Raw genomic sequence first — 18,056 nt, forward strand, 5'->3', positions numbered from 1 at the left:
ACGCCAACTTTTTTAGTTGGCCGGCCTGATGCCTGCGGGCAATAACATGCTAATGACCTTGCGGCTCATGTCGGTAAATCCAGCCTCGGCGGCGCATCCACTTTTCGATTTCCACCACAAAGAACACGACTGAGGAAAGCGCCAGACAGAACAACAGCTCATCGCGGCTTAAGGCCTCGGTCTTGAAGATGGGTTGCAAAACCGGGACATACAACACCGCCATTTGCAGGCCGAATGTCAACAGTACCGCACCCAACAGCGGCTTGTTGGAAAACAGTCCCTGACTGAACAGCGATTCCCGTTCCGATCGGATCGCCAGCACATGCCCCATCTGCGAAAGGGTCAGCACGGTGAATACCATGCTCTGCCAATGGGCTGAACCCGTAAAATAAGCCCAGCCTTGAGCGAATAAGGAAACGCCGCCCATCAACAGGCCGATCCACAGAATGTGTTGCCACATGCCTTGCGCAAAGATACTTTCCTGGGGTGCTCGGGGCGGACGTTGCATGATGCCCCGCTCTTCCGGTTCGACGGCCAGAGCCAGTCCCGGCAGGCCGTCGGTGACCAGATTGATCCAGAGGATATGGATGGGCAGCAGCGGGATCGGCAAGCCCAGAAAAGGCGCAAGAAACAGCGTCCAGATTTCCGCCGAGTTGCTGGTCATCGTATATTTAATGAATTTGCGGATGTTGTCGAAAATCCGCCGCCCCTCGCGCACAGCCCTGACGATGGTGGCGAAGTTATCATCCAGCAGCACCATGTGCGCCGCCTCCCTCGCCACGTCCGTGCCGATCTTGCCCATCGCGATACCGATATTGGCGGTTCTCAGCGCCGGCGCATCGTTGACGCCATCTCCGGTCATCGCTACGAACTCGCCCTTATCCTGCAGTGCCTTGACGATTTTGATCTTCTGTTCCGGTGCCATGCGGGCATAAATACGAACGTCTTCGACTTCTTTCTCGAATTCCGCAAGACTCATCCGCGCCAGTTCCGACCCGGTCAGCACCTTACAGCCGTCATTGGCGATACCGAGCCGGATAGCGATTGCGAGTGCTGTTGCCGGGTGATCGCCAGTGATCATGACCGGCGTGATTCCGGCGGTTTTGCAAAGCGCCACCGCTTCCTTGGCTTCCGGGCGCGGTGGGTCCATCAGTCCTACCAAACCCAGAAAACACAGACCGGTTTCGACCGAGTCGGCGCTCAGCGGTTGCGGACGTTCAGAAAACTGTCGGTACGCTAAGGCCAGTACCCGCAAACCCTCCGCAGCCATTTTGTCGGCAGCGGCCAGTATCTTTTCCTTCGACAGAGGCTGCGGGCCGGCACCGGCCCATAAGTTAACGCAGCAGGACAGCACGCTCTCCGGCGCGCCTTTAGTGTAAGCGACAAGTTCGCCGTTTTCCTGATGCAACGTGGTCATCAGTTTGCGCTCGGAGTCGAAAGGAATCTCGTCCATTCTCGGTGCGTTTTTGGTTAGATCGGCTCCGACGTAGCCGGCGCTTTCGGCCGCTTCGTACAGGGCGATTTCGGTAGGGTCGCCCAGCAGTTGCCCGTCGTGGTTGCGGCGGGCGTCGTTGTTCAGGGCGAGCGCACGCAAAAACGGGACCGGAAAATCATCGGCTATGCTTTCCCTCAAGCTCTCCTCGACGTAAAACGCTTCGGCATGCATGCGGTTTTGCGTCAGCGTACCGGTCTTGTCCGAACAGATGAAAGTCACCGAGCCTAAAGTTTCCACGGCAGGCAGGCGGCGGATCAGTGCGTTTTTCGTGACCAGCTTGCGCGCGCCTATGGCTAAGGTCACCGTGGCCACAGCGGGCAGGGCCTCCGGGATAGCGGCCACCGCCAAGCTAACGGCGGTCATAAACATCAGCACGGGCGGTTCACCTCGGAGCAAACCCACCACGAAAATGATTGCGCAGATGGCTAAAACCAAAAGGGCCAGGCGCATGCCGAAGCTGGCAAGGCGTTGTTGTAGAGGGGTTTTGGTCTCTTTTCCCTGGCGCAGGAGTTCGGCGATTTTACCGAGTTCGGTGTCCATCCCCGTGGCGATGACTATTCCGACGCCACGGCCGTAAGTTGCGATGGTTCCCTTGTAAGCCATGTTAAGCCGGTCGCCGAGAGGCAAATCCAGCTCCCGTATCAGCGCTCCCGATTTTTCGACCGGCAGCGATTCGCCGGTCAGTGTGGCCTCTTCCACCTTGAGCCGCGCCACATCCAATAGTTTAAGGTCGGCCGGGACGATATTGCCGGCCTCAAGCATGACCATATCGCCGGGAACCAGCTCATGCGCCGCTATAGTATGGGATTTTCCCTCGCGCAGCACCTGTGCGGTAGGACTGGACAAGCGTTTGAGCGCGGCCACGGCTTTCTCCGCGCGGTACTCCTGGATAAAGCCGATGATCGCGTTCAACACGATGATCACGACGATGGCAATCGTATCCGTTAAGTCGCCGACCAAACCGGAAACGATACAGGCCAAAATCAGCACGATAATCATGAAATCGGCGAATTGCCCCAAAAACATCCGGACCGGCCCCCGGCGGCTTTGCTCCTTGATGGCGTTCGGACCGTAGGTTTCGAGACGTTCTTTTGCCTCCTGATCCGTGAGGCCCTTTTCGGGATCGACCTTGAGCCATGCGGTAGTCTGCCAAGACTCAAGGAGATGCCACGGAGGCGAGGAAGGTTGGTGTTTTTGAATCTTTGGTTGCTTGGTCAAAGTTTAACCTCCTGTAAATCAGACGCTACAAGTATCTCAATTTATATAATGATTGCAATATCGCTTAAAAAATGAAAATAAGATAGCGCAAACACATTAGGCGGCATTGGGTGTCGAAACCCAAGGGGAGATACCGTCTTTGAGGGGCTTAGAGCTGAAGGATAAAACAGGAGGCTAGTCCGATAATTCCGCCTGGAACCATTGGACTAGCCTCCTGTCTTGGGTGTTTCGCTTTGCGGCTGTATTTGCTTTTATCGCAAAAAGTTTGTGCTTTATTAAACAGGTGCGCGTACTTCGCAACCGGGTTTTGGGTAGAAACAATTTCTGTTCCTTTCGGATTTTTACGTTTTTTCATCATTTACCTCTTATAATAAGATAAGTTTGTGTGGCTTCACACATTAATAATATACCATTTTTTAAGAGTACATAGCGCTAGTGAAATTTAGAAGAGACTTTGATGTCATCGTAGTTGGCGGCGGTCACGCGGGTACGGAAGCCGCGCTGGCATCGGCCCGATGCGGTGCAAATACATTATTGCTGACGCAAAATATCGACACTCTGGGGCAAATGAGCTGCAATCCTGCCATTGGCGGGATAGGCAAGGGGCATTTAGTTAAAGAGGTTGATGCGTTAGGCGGGGCGATGGCTCAGGCTATTGACCATGGCGGCATTCAGTTTCGCACCCTGAATGCCAGCAAAGGCCCGGCAGTCAGGGCGACTCGGGCTCAGGCGGATCGTCAGCTTTACAAACAAGCGGTAAGAAGTGTGCTGGAAAATCAGCCTAATCTGGCTTTATTTCAGCAAACCGTGTCTGATTTGATTGTTGAAGGCGACAGGGTTGCCGGTGTTAAAACTCAAATGGGCTTGAGCTTTACGGCAAGAGCTGTGGTTTTAACCACAGGCACTTTCTTGGGCGGCAAAATACATATCGGTCTGGAAAACTACAGCGGCGGTCGAGCAGGCGATCCGGCTTCTATCGCCCTGGCTGAGCGCTTAAGGGAATTGCCGTTTAGAATTGACCGCTTAAAAACCGGCACGCCGCCGCGTATCGACGGTCGAACCATCGATTTTAGCAAGTTGGAAGAGCAGCATGGCGATGATCCGGTGCCGGTGTTTTCGTTTATCGGCAAACGGGAACATCATCCCCGACAAATTCCGTGTCATATAACCCGCACTAACAATAAAACTCACGATATTATCCGCTCCGGCTTGGATCGGTCGCCGCTGTATTCGGGGATTATTGAAGGCATCGGACCGCGTTATTGTCCGTCCATTGAAGATAAGGTCGTACGCTTTGCCGACCGGGATTCGCACCAGATTTTTGTCGAACCGGAAGGCTTGAATACCCATGAGATTTATCCTAACGGTATATCAACCAGTCTGCCTTTTGATGTGCAGTATGAGTTCGTACGTTCGATGTTGGGTTTTGAAAACGCTGAGATCGTGCGCCCCGGTTATGCGATCGAGTATGACTTTTTTGATCCCAGAGACCTGAAATCATCACTGGAAACCAAGCACATGGCTGCGCTGTTTTTTGCCGGGCAAGTGAATGGCACGACCGGTTATGAAGAAGCGGCGGCGCAGGGCTTAATCGCGGGACTTAATGCGGCGCGTTTGGTTCAGGGTTTGGACAGTTGGTGTCCGGGGCGCGATGAGGCTTATATCGGCGTGATGATTGACGACCTGATTACGCGCGGTACCCAAGAGCCGTATCGTATGTTCACCAGTCGAGCGGAATACAGATTACTTTTAAGGGAAGACAATGCTGATTTACGTCTGACCGAAAAAGGCCGGGAATTGGGCTTGGTTAATGATCAACGCTGGCAGGCATTTGAGACTAAACGGGCCGCCATTTCTCAATTGCAGGACGACTTGAAAAAGAAATGGGTCAGGACGGAAACGGAAGAGGCAGGTCAAGTTGAGCAATATTGGGGAAAGCCGCTAATGCGTGAAGCCAATTTGATGGATTTACTGCGTCGCCCGGAAGTGGATGTTAAGCAACTGCTGTCGTTTATGAATGATGTTGAAGATATGGATCCTCAGGTGGCCGAACAGGTTGAAATTCAGGCCAAATATGCAGGCTATATAGACAGGCAGCAAACCGAGATAGACAAGGCTTTGCGCTATGACCACCTGCGCTTGCCTGAAGTTATTGATTATAAGGGTATTCCCGGACTTTCTAATGAAGTCAGTGAAAAACTTAAAAAACAGCGGCCGGAAACACTGGGACAGGCATCGCGAATCCCTGGCATTACCCCGGCCGCCATTTCCCTGTTGCTGGTTTATTTAAAGAAGAAAAGCGCCTGATGGAAGCATGTCGAGAAATCCTGGTTTCCGGGATAGCATCATTAAATTTAAGCGTAACTGATGATCAAGTGGATCAGTTGCTTAGCTTTATAAAGCTGATTGAGAAATGGAATAAAGCTTATAATCTGACCGCGATACGGGGCAGGGAGGAGATGGCGCGGCTGCATATACTGGACAGCTTGGCGATTGTTCCTCATATTGAAGGCAAGCGGGTCATCGATATTGGCACCGGCGCAGGTTTGCCGGGTATCCCGTTGGCGATATGTCTGCCCGAGATTGACTTTACCTTGCTTGATAGCAATGCCAAAAAGACCCGGTTTGTGCAACAGGTCGTCCTGGAATTAAAGCTTAAAAACGTGGAGGTTCTCCACAGTCGCGTGGAAAATTATCATCCTGAAAAAGCGTATGACGCAGTTCTTACCCGAGCATTTTCCGGCTTGTCCGATATAGTGAAGCTGACTGCGCATTTGCTGGCCAAGGATGGCGTATTACTGGCAATGAAGGGCCAGAATCTGGATGCGGAACTGGCAGAGCTGACAGAGATCGCAGCAAAGAAATCTGTCATATCGGTTAGCGTTCCGGGAACTGATGTTGAGAGATGTCTGGTACGAATACAATTGCCTGAACAGGCCGAGGTAAGCTAGTGGGAAAAGTAATTGCCATAACCAATCAAAAAGGCGGTGTAGGAAAAACTACAACCAGCGTAAATCTGGCTGCCTCGCTGGCGGCGGCTAACCGGCGTGTGTTGCTAGTGGATCTTGATCCTCAGGGTAATGCGGCCATGGGCTGTGGTATCGATAAGCAGGAAGTAAAATACTCCAGTTACGATTTATTGATGGAGGAAGTGCCTGCGTCAGAAACGGTCATTAAAATGCCTGATATCGGTTTTTCGGTGATTCCCGGTAATTCCGATTTGACTGCGGCTGAAGTGGAATTGATGCATGCAGATCATAAGGAGCGGCGGCTGGCTGATGCCTTAATCCCGATAAAAGCGGAGTATGATTTTATTTTGATCGATTGTCCGCCTTCTTTGAATATGCTGACCTTAAATGCGATGGTTGCAGCCAACAGCCTGTTGATACCCATGCAATGCGAGTATTATGCGCTTGAAGGGCTATCCGCGTTAATGAGTACATTGAAGAATATTCAGGACTCCGTCAACCCGGAACTGCATTTGGAAGGTATCCTGCGAACCATGTATGACGACAGAAACCGCTTGACCAAAGACGTATCGGAGCAGTTGATCCGCTATTTCGGTGACAAGGTGTTTCGAACCTGTATTCCAAGAAATATTCGTTTGGCGGAGGCCCCGAGTCATGGTCTGCCTGTACTGAGTTACGATAAATCATCGCGAGGGTCTGTAGCCTATATTACATTGGCGGGTGAAATGATCAGAAAAGAAAAACATAACAGCACATGAATTTAAGAAAACGTGGGTTAGGTCGGGGGCTTGAAGCCTTGTTAGCTGATGAGTCGGCTAAAGAGCAAAAACAGCAGTCGCAAACTGTGCAATCGGTTGAATATCAGTCCTCTAAAGCTGTGAGTCAGGATGAAGCACAGGTCATCGAGGCGGTAGATGATCGTGCGGCAATAGTGGGCGCGTTATTTAAAAATATTCAAAAAGAGAATCTGTTACTGCTTGAAGAGGCAGAGACTTTAAGAAAATTGATAGCAGAATTTGAAGCAATAGTCCGCGCTGATCTGGCATAAATTAGCGGAATGGGCGGGTGAAATGACTAAATAAAGAGAAAATTAAAAGTTATGGCTGTGAAAAAGCGGGGATTAAATCGAGGGCTGGATGCTTTATTGGGCAACGTTGCCGGTAAAGACGATCACGGCGAGAGCGGGGAAGGTCATCAGTTGCAAACCCTGCCGATCGAACATCTGCAGCGGGGCAAGTATCAGCCAAGAAAAGATATGAACCCCGAGAAACTGCAGGAACTGGCCGACTCCATTAAAGCGCAAGGAATCATCCAGCCGGTTGTGGTGCGTAAGATTACGCCGGAAAAATATGAGATAGTGGCTGGAGAGCGGCGCTGGCGTGCTGCGCAATTGGCCGGGTTGCAGCAGGTACCGGTGGTTATCAAGGATATAGACGATCGTACCGCAATGGCGATAGCGCTGATTGAAAATATTCAACGAGAAGACCTGAATCCTTTGGAAGAAGCGGACGCATTAAGACGGCTGTTGGACGAGTTTGATATGACCCATCAACAAGTTGCAGATGCGGTTGGCAAATCGCGAGCTACGGTGACTAATCTATTAAGATTGATAGATTTGCATCCGGACGTGAAAAAGTTATTGATCAGCAGGCAGCTGGAAATGGGTCATGCACGAGCACTGCTGTCTCTGGATGGTCCAAAGCAAGTGGCTGCGGCTAATAAGATTGTCAAAGAGGGTTTAACGGTAAGAGCGGCAGAGCGTCTGGTTAAAGACAGTCAGGCAGAGCCTAAAATAGCTAAAATCAAGGAAATAGACAAAGACACCTTGCGTTTACAGGAAGACTTGACCGCAAAACTAGGTGCAAAAGTGTTGATTGAGCATAAAGAAAATGGTACCGGTAAGCTGGTCATCGCATATTCCAGTTTAGAAGAGTTGGACGGAATTCTCGGGCAAATTAAATAGTGTAATTAGGTAATGAGCCGGCAGATAAAAAACAATAAAAAATGTAAGTTAAATTTAATCTTCCTTGATTTAATGGAGGTCGATAGATATAATTCCCGAGCTGTTGAGTATGGAGTTGAGTGTGACAGTTAGAAATTACTCTGCTGTCAGTAAAATTATAAGTTATCAGATTCTTACGATAATAATAATGACAGCCGGGTTTGCCCTGATGGCAGGCAGATCTTACGCCTTATCGGCGGCTTTAGGTGGGGCTGCGGCATTTATTCCCAATCTGTATTTCGCGTTGAGAGTATATAAATCGGCCGGGCAGGAAGCAAGAAAGATTGTAAGGTCTTTTTACGCAGGGGAATCAGGCAAATTATTGTTAACAGCCGCACTGTTTTTTATGATTTTTCAGCTTCCCAACATAGAAATATTACCGCTACTGGCAGTATACATAGTAGCATTATCAGTTTTTTGGTTTGCGTTGTTAATGCGCTGACATTATTAATATTTAGAGAGGAACGATGGCTACCGAAGCTCATGCTGCCGAAGGTGCAACCGGTTATATTATTCACCATTTAACTCCGCTGACCGTGGGCGAGGGTTTCTGGGCATTAAATCTGGATACGTTGTTTTTCTCAGCAGTCTTGGGTGGCCTGTTTGTCTGGTTTTTTAAAAGGGCAGCAGAAAAAGCTACGGCAGGCGTTCCAGGTTTGGTTCAAAATTTCGCTGAAATGCTGATTGAATTTGTCGATAATCAGGTTAAGGATAGTTTTCATGGTAAAAATGAATTAATTGCTCCTCTGGCATTAACTATCTTTTGCTGGGTGTTCCTGTGGAACTTCATGGATTTATTTCCGGTTGATATATTGCCGTTGATTGGTTCACTGATGGGTATTGAATATCTGCGCGTCGTTCCAAGTACGGATTTAAATGCAACATTTGCGATGTCCATCTCTGTTTTCTGTTTGATTATTTTCTACAGCATCAAAATAAAAGGTCCTTGGGGCTTTGCCAAAGAGCTGATGTTTCAACCGTTTGGCCCTTGGTTGCTACCTTTCAACCTGCTGTTGAAATTAGTAGAGGAAATTGCAAAGCCAATCTCATTGGCGCTTCGTTTATTCGGAAACCTGTATGCAGGTGAGTTGATCTTTATTTTGATTGCTTTATTGCCTTGGTATATTCAGCCGGTGCTGAGTTTTCCCTGGGCAATCTTTCATATTTTAATTATCACGCTTCAAGCATTTATATTCATGGTACTAACCATTGTGTATCTGGGTATGGCACACGAAGATCATTAATGATTTTTTAACTTTTTATAATTAACTAACCGTTTGGAGGTTTCATGGAAATTGCAAAATTAATTGCTGATGTGCAAGGCATGACTGCTATTGCAGTAGGTCTGGTTCTAGGTATGGGCGCTTTAGGAACAGCGATAGGTTTCGGTCTGCTAGGTGGAAAATTCCTGGAAGGCGCTGCCCGTCAGCCAGAAATGGTACCGATGCTGCAAGTAAAAATGTTTGTTGTTGCGGGTCTGTTAGACGCGGTAACAATGATCGGTGTTGGTTTGGCGCTGTTCTTTACTTTTGCTAACCCATTCCTGTCTGCTGTACAAGCTGCGGCAGCGGGTTAATAAGCTGTTTAACTTTACTAGCAACAAGAGGAACGCATCGTGAGTATCAATGCTACTCTGATTGGGCAAATGATTACCTTTGCACTTCTGGTATGGTTTACCATGAAGTACATCTGGCCGCCTTTATTTGACTCTTTAGAAGAACGTAAGAAGAAGATTTCTGATGGTTTGGCTGCGGCTGAAAAAGGTCAGGAAGAAATGCATTTGGCAGAAAAAAAGGCCAAGGGCGTTTTAAAAGAAGCTAAAGAACAGTCTTCAGAGATTGTAAATCTGGCTCAAAAACGTGCCAATGAAATTGTTGAAGCATCAAAAGATACCGCCAAGAAAGAAGGCGAGCGTTTGATTCTTGTGGCAAAAGCGCAGATTGAGCAAGAAAAGCAACAGGCTAAAGAAAGTTTACGTAAAGAAGTGTCAGCCTTGGCTTTGCGAGCTGCAGAACAGATTCTGAGTGCGGAAATCGATAAAACCAAGCACCAGGACCTCCTGAGCAAAATCTCTAATCAATTGGGTTAAGCAAAATGAGCGAACTGGCAACATTGGCAAGGCCCTATTCAGCGGCGGTGTTCAAGCGATCCAAAGAAACCGGTACGACTGAACAGTGGTCGAAAAGTTTGGCGTTTGTGTCCGCTGTCCTGAATGATAAAGAAATTTCTGCGATAGTCGCTAATCCTAAAGTCAGCAAGGAGCGGTTATCGGCGCTGATGCTCGATATTTGTCAGGGACAGGTAGATGAAGAAGGGGCAAACTTTCTGAAATTACTTGTTCAAAACAACCGGCTAACCCTGGCGCCGACTATTGCTGAGCTGTTCGAAGCCTTAAAGGCGGAAAGTGAAGGTTATGTCGATGTTGAAGTTGCTACTGCTTATGCCTTCTCCAAAGAAGAAAAGCAAAGTTTTACTTCAACGCTGGAAAAAACGCTAAGCAAAAAAGTCCATATGAATGTGACCGTGGATAAATCATTAATCGGTGGCGTACTGGTACGTGCAGGCGATAGAGTGATTGACGGATCCATAAAAGGCCAGCTTCAACAATTAGCAAAACGACTCTAAACCAGAGCGAGAAACAGAATATGCAATTAAACCCATCTGAAATAAGCGATCTGATTAAAAAGAAGATCGAAAACTTCGACTTGAGCGCCGAGTCTCATACGGAAGGTACCGTAGTCAGTGTGACTGACGGTATTGTACGTGTACACGGTCTTTCGGAAGCGATGCAAGGCGAAATGCTGGAATTTCCCGGTAACACCTTTGGCATGGCGCTTAACCTTGAAAGAGATTCTGTGGGTGTGGTGGTATTAGGCGCATACCAACACATCTCTGAAGGCGACACCGTAAAATGTACCGGAAAGATTCTGGAAGTACCTGTCGGCGAAGCATTGCTAGGCCGCGTCGTTGACGCGCTGGGTAATCCTATTGACGGGAAAGGTGCTATTGAAACCACCGAAACTTCGCCGATTGAAAAAATTGCACCGGGTGTAATTGCCCGTCAATCAGTCGATCAACCCGTGCAATTGGGCTTGAAATCTATTGATGCGATGATTCCGGTTGGTCGCGGTCAACGGGAATTGATCATTGGCGATAGACAAACCGGTAAAACGGCTATCGCGATTGATGCGATTATCAATCAAAAAGGTACAGGCATTAAATGTATCTATGTCGCTATCGGCCAAAAGCGCGCTTCGATTGCCAACGTAGTTCGCAAGCTCGAAGAACATGGCGCAATGGCTCACACTATTGTTGTTTCAGCATCTGCATCAGAATCGGCAGCGCTGCAATTTATCGCGCCTTATACCGGCTGCTCGATGGGCGAGTTCTTTAGAGATCGCGGCGAAGATGCCCTGATTATCTATGACGATTTAACCAAGCAAGCTTGGGCTTATCGTCAGATTTCCCTATTGTTGCGTCGTCCACCAGGTCGTGAAGCATATCCAGGGGACGTGTTCTATTTACATTCCCGTTTGCTTGAAAGAGCTTCGCGCATTAATGCGGCAGAAGTTGAGAAGTTAACTGGCGGCAAGGTAAAAGGGAAAACAGGGTCATTGACAGCATTACCTATTATTGAAACCCAAGGTGGCGACGTATCAGCTTTCGTACCGACTAACGTAATCTCTATTACTGATGGTCAGATCTTTTTGGAAAGTAACTTGTTTAACTCCGGCATACGCCCGGCGGTGAATGCAGGTTTATCGGTATCGCGCGTAGGTGGTGCTGCTCAAACCAAGATCATCAAGAAATTAGGTGGCGGTACGCGTCTTGATTTGGCGCAATACCGTGAGTTGGCGGCTTTCGCACAGTTTGCATCGGATTTGGATGAAAACACTCGCAAGCAGATTGAACGCGGTCAACGCGTAACCGAATTGATGAAACAGAATCAATATTCACCAATGTCGGTCGCGCAAATGGCGGTTTCATTGTTTGCTGCTAACGAAGGTTTCCTTGACAGCTTGGAAGTGAACAAAGTACTTGATTTTGAGGCTGCCTTACAGTCGTACATGACGTCAGAGCATTCTGAATTAATGAACAACATTAATGCAACAGGCGATTTCAGTGATGACATAAGAAAGGGGATGCTGACTGCAATCCAGACTTTCGTCAAAACTCATAGCTGGTAAAAGGGTCTTAAGATGGCTGTTGGTAAAGAAATACGCAGCAAGATCGGGAGTATTAAAAATACTCAGAAAATTACTCGTGCAATGGAAATGGTTGCTGCGAGTAAAATGCGCAAAACAAAAGACAGAATGTTGGCAACACGTCCATACTCCAAAAAAATTGGCCAGATTATCAAACATCTGGCTCATGCCAATCCAGAGTATAAACATTCTTTTCTGGTTGAACGTCCGGTCAAGCGGGTCGGTATTATTGTGATTAGTTCTGATCGGGGGTTGTGCGGAGGACTGAATTCAAATTTATTCAGAAAAACGCTGACTCAAATAATGCAATGGGAAAAAGCAAATATTGAAGTCGATATTTGTACGATAGGTACCAAGGCGTTCGGTTTTTTTGGCAATCTGAAAACAAATTTGGTCGGACATGTTTCTAAATTGGGTGACACGCCGCATCAGCATGACATTATCGGCATCATTAAAATCATGTTGGATGCTTATGCGGAAAGTAGAATCGATGAATTGCATGTCGTTTACAATGAATTCGTTAATACCATGACCCAGAAGCCTACTATCGATAAATTACTGCCAGTCGTAGCCGGTGAGCTTGAGGAAGGTCTAAACGGTCATTGGGATTATATCTATGAGCCTGATGCCAAAGAAGTTTTGGATCATCTGTTAACTCGTTATACCGAGTCTATCGTCTATCAGGGTCTGGTTGAAAATAATGCCTGTGAGCAGGCTGCCAGAATGGTAGCGATGAAGAGTGCTTCGGATAATGCCGGGAATATTATCAGCGAGTTACAGCTGATTTATAACAAAGCCCGGCAAGCCGCTATCACTCAGGAAATTTCAGAAATTGTTGCCGGTGCCGCAGCTGTTTAAGCCCAAGTTAAAATGACACAACACAAGAGGACAACTCAATGAGTTCGGGTAAAATCGTTCAGATTATCGGCGCGGTCGTTGACGTGGAATTTTCACGTGCAGACCTGCCCAAAGTATATGATGCCTTAAATGTAGAAGGCAAAGGCTTGGTGCTGGAAGTTCAGCAGCAATTAGGTGACGGTGTGGTCAGAACGATTGCGATGGGTACAACCGATGGATTAAGCCGAGGCTTGGACGTCAGTAATACCAACGCACCTATTGCGGTACCGGTCGGACAGGAAACCCTGGGTCGCATTATGAATGTTCTGGGTGAGCCTATCGACGAAAAAGGTCCTATCGGCGAAAAAGTAAAATGGGGCATACACCGTGAAGCGCCAAGCTATGCTGAGCAAGCTGCGGCGACCGAACTGCTGGAAACCGGTATCAAGGTTATCGATTTGGTTTGCCCGTTTACCAAGGGTGGTAAAGTTGGCTTATTCGGTGGTGCGGGTGTAGGTAAAACCGTCAACATGATGGAACTGATCCGTAATATCGCGATTGAACACAGTGGTTACTCAGTATTTGCCGGTGTAGGTGAGCGTACTCGTGAAGGAAACGACTTCTACCACGAAATGACCGATTCAAACGTAATCGACAAAGTATCGTTGGTTTACGGTCAGATGAACGAGCCGCCAGGAAACAGATTGCGCGTTGCGTTGACCGGATTGACTATGGCGGAGTTCTTCCGTGATGAAGGTCGTGACGTTTTATTCTTTGTTGATAACATCTATCGTTACACATTGGCAGGTACCGAAGTATCTGCGTTATTAGGCCGTATGCCTTCTGCGGTAGGATACCAACCTACACTGGCTGAAGAAATGGGCGTATTACAAGAACGTATTACCTCAACCAAGACCGGTTCTATTACGTCTATTCAGGCGGTTTACGTGCCTGCGGATGACTTGACTGATCCGTCACCAGCAACAACTTTTGCTCATTTGGATGCGACTGTTGTACTGTCGCGTCAGATTGCCGAGTTAGGTATCTACCCTGCGATTGATCCTTTGGATTCTACCAGCCGTCAGTTGGATCCATTGGTAATTGGACAGGAACACTATGATGTGGCTCGTAAAGTTCAGGGTATCCTGCAACGTTACAAAGAATTGCGCGATATTATAGCGATCTTAGGCATGGATGAATTATCTGAAGAAGATAAATTAACCGTATCAAGAGCGCGTAAAATGCAACGGTTCTTGTCTCAGCCTTTCTTCGTTGCTGAAGTGTTTACCGGTTCACCCGGTAAGTATGTATCATTAAAAGATACGATTGCCGGTTTTAAAGGCATTATCGACGGTGAATACGATGCCATTCCTGAGCAGGCTTTTTATATGGTAGGTACCATAGACGAAGCGCTTGAGAAAGCAAAAGGCATGAAATAAGTTATAAAATTGGCAGGTAATAAATATGACCATGACCGTACATGTAGACATCGTTAGCGCAGAAAAGGAAATATTTTCCGGATTAGCGGAAATGGTATTTGCTCCTGCTGAACTCGGCGAAGTAGGCATTTCACCTCGGCATGCACCATTAATATCAAAACTTAAGCCCGGCGAAGTCCGGGTAAAAGTCAGCGATAAGGAAATTTATCCGTTTTATGTGTCGGGAGGTATGCTGGAAATACAGCCGCATCTGATTACCATCCTGGCTGATACGGCTATAAGAGCAAAAGATATTGATGAGGCAGCCGCAATTGAAGCGAAGGCCAGAGCAGAAGAAGCATTGACAGATAAGTCGGGCAAAATTGATTTTGCAACTGCTCAGGCACAATTGCAGGAAGCTGTTATGCAATTAAGAACATTAGATAGATTTAGAAAACGCGGCGGGTAGTTGGGATATCGCACGATATGCCTCTACCCTTGTTGAAAGCCCGATAACGTGTTAATACGCTGTCGGGCTTTTTTGGTTTAACGGGATATCATATGAAAATAACGACCATTATTCTAGCTGCGGGCAAAGGAACGCGTATGCGTTCAGAATTGCCCAAAATTTTACATAAAATTGCCAATAGATCTTTACTGCAGCATGTCTACGACATGAGCAGACAATTGGAAAACAATACCATCAAGATTATTGTAGGCCATGGTGCAGAGCAGGTTACAGAAGCCTTAAAAAATCTGGATGCCGACTGGGTAGAGCAAAGGCAGCAGTTAGGCACAGGACATGCTGTGCAACAGGTTAGCGATCAAATTGCCGATTCCGGTACTGTCTTGATACTGTATGGCGATGTGCCTTTGTTGAAATTAGCAACTGTCAAGCTGCTAATAAACAATGCCAATGACCAGTCTTTGGCTTTACTCACGGTGAATCTTGCCAATCCGAGTGGTTACGGCAGAATAATTCGAAATGCTACCGGCCAGGTTACAAAAATTGTTGAAGAAAAAGATGCGACATCCAATGAAAAGCAGATCAATGAAGTCAATACCGGCATTATGGCGGTGCAAGGCAAACAATTAAAAAAATGGTTGAGTCAGTTAAATAACAACAACGTCCAGGGCGAATACTATTTGACTGATGTGATTGAGATGGCGGTTGCCGATCAAGTCAGTATCATTACAAGCCAACCGGAGACTGAGGATGAGGTGCTGGGTGTTAATAATCGCATACAACTTAGTCACTTGGAGCGCGTTTATCAGTATGAGCAGGCCACTAGCTTGATGGAACAGGGTGTTACCTTAAAAGACCCGATGCGCTTCGATCAAAGAGGTTCAATTGAAAGCCTGGGTCAAGACATTGAAATCGATATTAACGTGATTTTAGAGGGGAAAAACAGTATCGGTAGCAATGTCAAAATAGGTGCTAATACTAATATAAAAAATTCCATTATTGGCGATAATGTAAAAATATTTGCAAACTGCATTATTGAGGATGCGGTGATAGGACAAAGCAGTAGAATTGGCCCCTATGCCAGGTTAAGGCCGGAAAGTGTGCTGGCCAATGATGTCCATATCGGTAATTTTGTAGAAATTAAAAAATCATCGGTAGCGGCAGGCAGCAAAATAAATCATTTAAGTTATATCGGTGATACTACAGTGGGTAGTAAAGTCAATATTGGGGCAGGAACGATTACCTGTAATTATGATGGCGTCAATAAGTTCAGAACTATTATTGAAGACGGCGCTTTTATAGGCTCAAACAGTCAGTTGGTAGCTCCGGTTACTATAGGTAAAAACGCTACGATAGGGGCAGGATCAACCATCACCAAAGACAGTCCTGAGAATCAGTTGACTTTAAGCAGAGCCAAGCAGATGTCCCTTGCAGGATGGCAACGACCCGTTAAGCACGACTGCATGGATGCAGGAGGTAGTGTAATGTCGGGAACAATTACCGAGGAGAAATAAATGTGTGGAATTGTAGGCGGTATCGCGCAACGAAATGTAGTACCAATTTTGCTTGAGGGGTTGAAGCGACTGGAATATCGCGGCTATGATTCGGCAGGCCTCGCGGTTATAAATAATCGGCAAATCTATCGGAAACGAGAACTGGGCAAAGTAAAAGGCCTGGAAACTCTGTTGGAGGCCGATCCCATTTCAGGACACATCGGTATAGCTCATACCCGGTGGGCTACCCACGGTAAACCCAGCACAGCTAATGCGCATCCGCATATTTGTCGACATAAAGTGGCTGTAGTCCATAACGGTATTATAGAAAACCATGAGCATCTAAAAGAAGTACTGGTGCAACAGGGTTACGAGTTCACTTCAGAAACCGATACTGAAGTTATCGTGCATGAAATTTATCACGCCTTGGAGTCTACTGACGGATTACTGAACGCCGTTAAAAAAGCCATCAAAAAACTGGATGGCGCCTATGCGCTGGGGATAATGAGTGTTGATAATCCAGATACTCTTATAGCGTGCAGAAAAGGCAGTCCGCTGGTTATCGGTGTTGGGATAGGCGAATATTTTATCGCCTCGGATGTAGCGGCATTGCTTCCGGTCACGCAACGCTTTATTTTTCTGGAAGATGGAGACATAGCTGAGATTACCATAAAGGGGTTAGTTATTTATGACGTGAATGACAAAGCAGTGAATCGTTTGATCATAGAGAGCCAGTTGACAGCAGATGCTGTCGATAAAGGCGACTATCGTCATTACATGCTGAAAGAAATTTATGAGCAACCTTTTGCTATCTCACAAACCCTGGAAGGCCGATTCATCAACAACCGCTTACAGGAAAATGCCTTCGGGCATAACGCCGCCAAAATATTTGATAGCATAAAAGTTATTCAGATTTTAGCCTGCGGAACGAGTTACCATGCAGGGTTGGTGGCACGGTACTGGTTTGAAGCGCTAGCCCATGTTCCTTGTAATATCGAAGTAGCCAGTGAATTTCGCTATAGAAGTCCGGTGTTAGCGCCGGACACCCTGATTGTCACCATTTCGCAATCCGGCGAAACTGCCGATACACTGGCAGCATTACTGGAAGCCAAGAAGCTGGGGGCAAAATATTCATTAGCCATTTGCAACGTACCGGAAAGCTCGCTGGTTAGAGAATCCGATCTGGTATTAATGACCCGCGCCGGCCCTGAAATTGGCGTTGCATCAACCAAAGCATTCACTACGCAACTGGTAACATTAATGCTGCTAGTCATCGCTATCGGCAGACGTTTTCAGATGGACGAAATAGTGGAGCAAAAAATCACCTCGGAATTATTCAGCTTGCCGAGCAAAATTGAAAAAGCTTTACAGATGGATGATGAAGTTAAGGATCTGTCCGAGCAATTTGCCGAAAAACAGCATGCCTTGTTTTTAGGCCGAGGTACCCATTATCCGATAGCCATGGAAGGCGCATTAAAACTAAAGGAAATTTCTTATATTCATGCCGAGGCCTACCCGGCAGGCGAGTTAAAACACGGCCCCTTGGCATTAATCGATGCCGACATGCCGGTTGTGACGGTGGCGCCAAACAACAGCCTGTTGGAGAAACTAAAATCGAATATGCAGGAAGTAAGCGCTAGGGGAGGGCAACTGATTGTTTTTATGGATGAAACACTAGCTACCGCAAATAATGAAAATGTACAAATCGTAAAAGTACCTCAAGTCGGTAATGAGATTTCGCCTATTGTGTACACCATCCCATTGCAGTTGTTGGCTTATCATGTCGCTGTTTTAAAGGGTACGGATGTTGATCAGCCCAGAAATCTTGCGAAATCAGTTACGGTGGAATAGTTGTGGCAAAATTATCACTACAAGTGTGGGAGAGTAATAAACTTATAAACTAAGTAATAAAGTCCTATACTAAGTAACAAAGTTGTATACCGAAGTCGGCTG

The 18,056-nt window shown here is 47.1% G+C and carries 18 protein-coding genes; 16 read left to right on the top strand and 2 right to left on the bottom strand.

The genetic code is table 11. From position 1 onward, the window contains the following. Positions 1–49: 49 nt before the first annotated feature. Together Q8L79_RS03740 and Q8L79_RS03745 are read right to left on the bottom strand one after the other, a co-directional pair. Positions 50–2,713 carry a cation-translocating P-type ATPase gene (locus tag Q8L79_RS03740; protein WP_305268120.1) on the bottom strand — a complete coding sequence of 888 codons (2,664 nt, stop codon included), beginning with the start codon at positions 2,711–2,713 and terminating at the stop codon, positions 50–52. Positions 2,714–2,861: 148 nt separating this feature from the next. Further along, complete coding sequence (locus Q8L79_RS03745) at positions 2,862–3,071, bottom strand: hypothetical protein (protein WP_305268122.1); 210 nt, start codon at positions 3,069–3,071, stop codon at positions 2,862–2,864. Between the two features lie 77 nt (positions 3,072–3,148). Between Q8L79_RS03745 and mnmG the strand changes: the two genes are divergently transcribed. The 16 genes from mnmG (at position 3,149) to glmS (ending at position 17,954) form a co-directional block, all read left to right on the top strand. Further along, complete coding sequence (gene mnmG, locus Q8L79_RS03750) at positions 3,149–5,020, top strand: tRNA uridine-5-carboxymethylaminomethyl(34) synthesis enzyme MnmG (RefSeq protein WP_305268123.1); 1,872 nt, start codon at positions 3,149–3,151, stop codon at positions 5,018–5,020. Then, positions 5,020–5,664: a 16S rRNA (guanine(527)-N(7))-methyltransferase RsmG gene (rsmG, locus tag Q8L79_RS03755; RefSeq protein ID WP_305268125.1), complete on the top strand. Its 645-nt coding sequence runs from the start codon at positions 5,020–5,022 to the stop codon at positions 5,662–5,664. The genes mnmG and rsmG overlap by 1 nt, the downstream gene beginning before the upstream one ends. Continuing rightward, entirely contained in the window at positions 5,664–6,440 is a 777-nt protein-coding gene (locus Q8L79_RS03760; RefSeq protein WP_305268127.1) for a ParA family protein, read from the top strand. The genes rsmG and Q8L79_RS03760 overlap by 1 nt, the downstream gene beginning before the upstream one ends. Beyond that, positions 6,437–6,730, top strand: coding sequence for a hypothetical protein (locus tag Q8L79_RS03765; protein WP_305268128.1), 294 nt, complete (start codon positions 6,437–6,439; stop codon positions 6,728–6,730). The genes Q8L79_RS03760 and Q8L79_RS03765 overlap by 4 nt, the downstream gene beginning before the upstream one ends. A 51-nt stretch (positions 6,731–6,781) precedes the next feature. Continuing rightward, positions 6,782–7,645 (top strand): ParB/RepB/Spo0J family partition protein, encoded by an 864-nt coding sequence (locus Q8L79_RS03770; RefSeq protein ID WP_305268129.1) that lies wholly within the window; start codon positions 6,782–6,784, stop codon positions 7,643–7,645. A gap of 121 nt (positions 7,646–7,766) precedes the next feature. Further along, positions 7,767–8,126, top strand: a complete 360-nt coding sequence (locus Q8L79_RS03775; protein ID WP_305268130.1) for an ATP synthase subunit I — start codon at positions 7,767–7,769, stop codon at positions 8,124–8,126. 25 nt (positions 8,127–8,151) lie between these two features. Next, positions 8,152–8,928, top strand: a complete 777-nt coding sequence (gene atpB, locus Q8L79_RS03780) for a F0F1 ATP synthase subunit A (protein WP_305268132.1) — start codon at positions 8,152–8,154, stop codon at positions 8,926–8,928. Between the two features lie 44 nt (positions 8,929–8,972). Next, complete coding sequence (atpE, locus tag Q8L79_RS03785; RefSeq protein ID WP_027148646.1) at positions 8,973–9,260, top strand: F0F1 ATP synthase subunit C; 288 nt, start codon at positions 8,973–8,975, stop codon at positions 9,258–9,260. 39 nt (positions 9,261–9,299) lie between these two features. Then, complete coding sequence (locus tag Q8L79_RS03790; RefSeq protein WP_305268133.1) at positions 9,300–9,773, top strand: F0F1 ATP synthase subunit B; 474 nt, start codon at positions 9,300–9,302, stop codon at positions 9,771–9,773. 5 nt (positions 9,774–9,778) lie between these two features. Next, complete coding sequence (locus Q8L79_RS03795; RefSeq protein ID WP_305268135.1) at positions 9,779–10,309, top strand: F0F1 ATP synthase subunit delta; 531 nt, start codon at positions 9,779–9,781, stop codon at positions 10,307–10,309. Positions 10,310–10,329: 20 nt separating this feature from the next. After that, a complete protein-coding gene (gene atpA / locus Q8L79_RS03800; protein WP_305268136.1) occupies positions 10,330–11,871 on the top strand; it encodes a F0F1 ATP synthase subunit alpha in 1,542 nt (513 codons plus the stop codon). 12 nt (positions 11,872–11,883) lie between these two features. After that, a complete protein-coding gene (gene atpG, locus Q8L79_RS03805; protein WP_305268137.1) occupies positions 11,884–12,747 on the top strand; it encodes a F0F1 ATP synthase subunit gamma in 864 nt (287 codons plus the stop codon). A 38-nt stretch (positions 12,748–12,785) separates the two neighbouring features. Next, positions 12,786–14,165 (top strand): F0F1 ATP synthase subunit beta, encoded by a 1,380-nt coding sequence (gene atpD / locus Q8L79_RS03810; RefSeq protein WP_305268138.1) that lies wholly within the window; start codon positions 12,786–12,788, stop codon positions 14,163–14,165. Positions 14,166–14,190: 25 nt separating this feature from the next. Beyond that, entirely contained in the window at positions 14,191–14,613 is a 423-nt protein-coding gene (locus Q8L79_RS03815; protein ID WP_305268140.1) for a F0F1 ATP synthase subunit epsilon, read from the top strand. Between the two features lie 92 nt (positions 14,614–14,705). After that, positions 14,706–16,124, top strand: a complete 1,419-nt coding sequence (gene glmU, locus Q8L79_RS03820) for a bifunctional UDP-N-acetylglucosamine diphosphorylase/glucosamine-1-phosphate N-acetyltransferase GlmU (RefSeq protein WP_305268142.1) — start codon at positions 14,706–14,708, stop codon at positions 16,122–16,124. Continuing rightward, positions 16,125–17,954: a glutamine--fructose-6-phosphate transaminase (isomerizing) gene (gene glmS / locus Q8L79_RS03825; protein WP_305268144.1), complete on the top strand. Its 1,830-nt coding sequence runs from the start codon at positions 16,125–16,127 to the stop codon at positions 17,952–17,954. The last annotated feature ends 102 nt before the right edge of the window (positions 17,955–18,056 follow it).

Origin of the sequence: Methylobacter sp. (genome assembly GCF_030680395.1) — a bacterium.
In the GTDB taxonomy this organism is placed as follows: Bacteria; Pseudomonadota; Gammaproteobacteria; order Methylococcales; family Methylomonadaceae; genus Methylobacter_A.

Excerpts from the sequence above, each read along its gene's own strand:
- Q8L79_RS03745 (WP_305268122.1), bottom strand. The coding sequence starts at position 3,071 with ATGATGAAAAAACGTAAAAATCCGAAAGGAACAGAAATTGTTTCTACC.
- rsmG (WP_305268125.1), top strand. The coding sequence starts at position 5,020 with ATGGAAGCATGTCGAGAAATCCTGGTTTCCGGGATAGCATCATTAAAT.
- Q8L79_RS03765 (WP_305268128.1), top strand. The coding sequence starts at position 6,437 with ATGAATTTAAGAAAACGTGGGTTAGGTCGGGGGCTTGAAGCCTTGTTA.
- Q8L79_RS03770 (WP_305268129.1), top strand. The coding sequence starts at position 6,782 with ATGGCTGTGAAAAAGCGGGGATTAAATCGAGGGCTGGATGCTTTATTG.
- atpB (WP_305268132.1), top strand. The coding sequence starts at position 8,152 with ATGGCTACCGAAGCTCATGCTGCCGAAGGTGCAACCGGTTATATTATT.
- atpE (WP_027148646.1), top strand. The coding sequence starts at position 8,973 with ATGGAAATTGCAAAATTAATTGCTGATGTGCAAGGCATGACTGCTATT.
- Q8L79_RS03795 (WP_305268135.1), top strand. The coding sequence starts at position 9,779 with ATGAGCGAACTGGCAACATTGGCAAGGCCCTATTCAGCGGCGGTGTTC.
- atpA (WP_305268136.1), top strand. The coding sequence starts at position 10,330 with ATGCAATTAAACCCATCTGAAATAAGCGATCTGATTAAAAAGAAGATC.
- atpG (WP_305268137.1), top strand. The coding sequence starts at position 11,884 with ATGGCTGTTGGTAAAGAAATACGCAGCAAGATCGGGAGTATTAAAAAT.
- atpD (WP_305268138.1), top strand. The coding sequence starts at position 12,786 with ATGAGTTCGGGTAAAATCGTTCAGATTATCGGCGCGGTCGTTGACGTG.
- Q8L79_RS03815 (WP_305268140.1), top strand. The coding sequence starts at position 14,191 with ATGACCATGACCGTACATGTAGACATCGTTAGCGCAGAAAAGGAAATA.
- glmU (WP_305268142.1), top strand. The coding sequence starts at position 14,706 with ATGAAAATAACGACCATTATTCTAGCTGCGGGCAAAGGAACGCGTATG.
- glmS (WP_305268144.1), top strand. The coding sequence starts at position 16,125 with ATGTGTGGAATTGTAGGCGGTATCGCGCAACGAAATGTAGTACCAATT.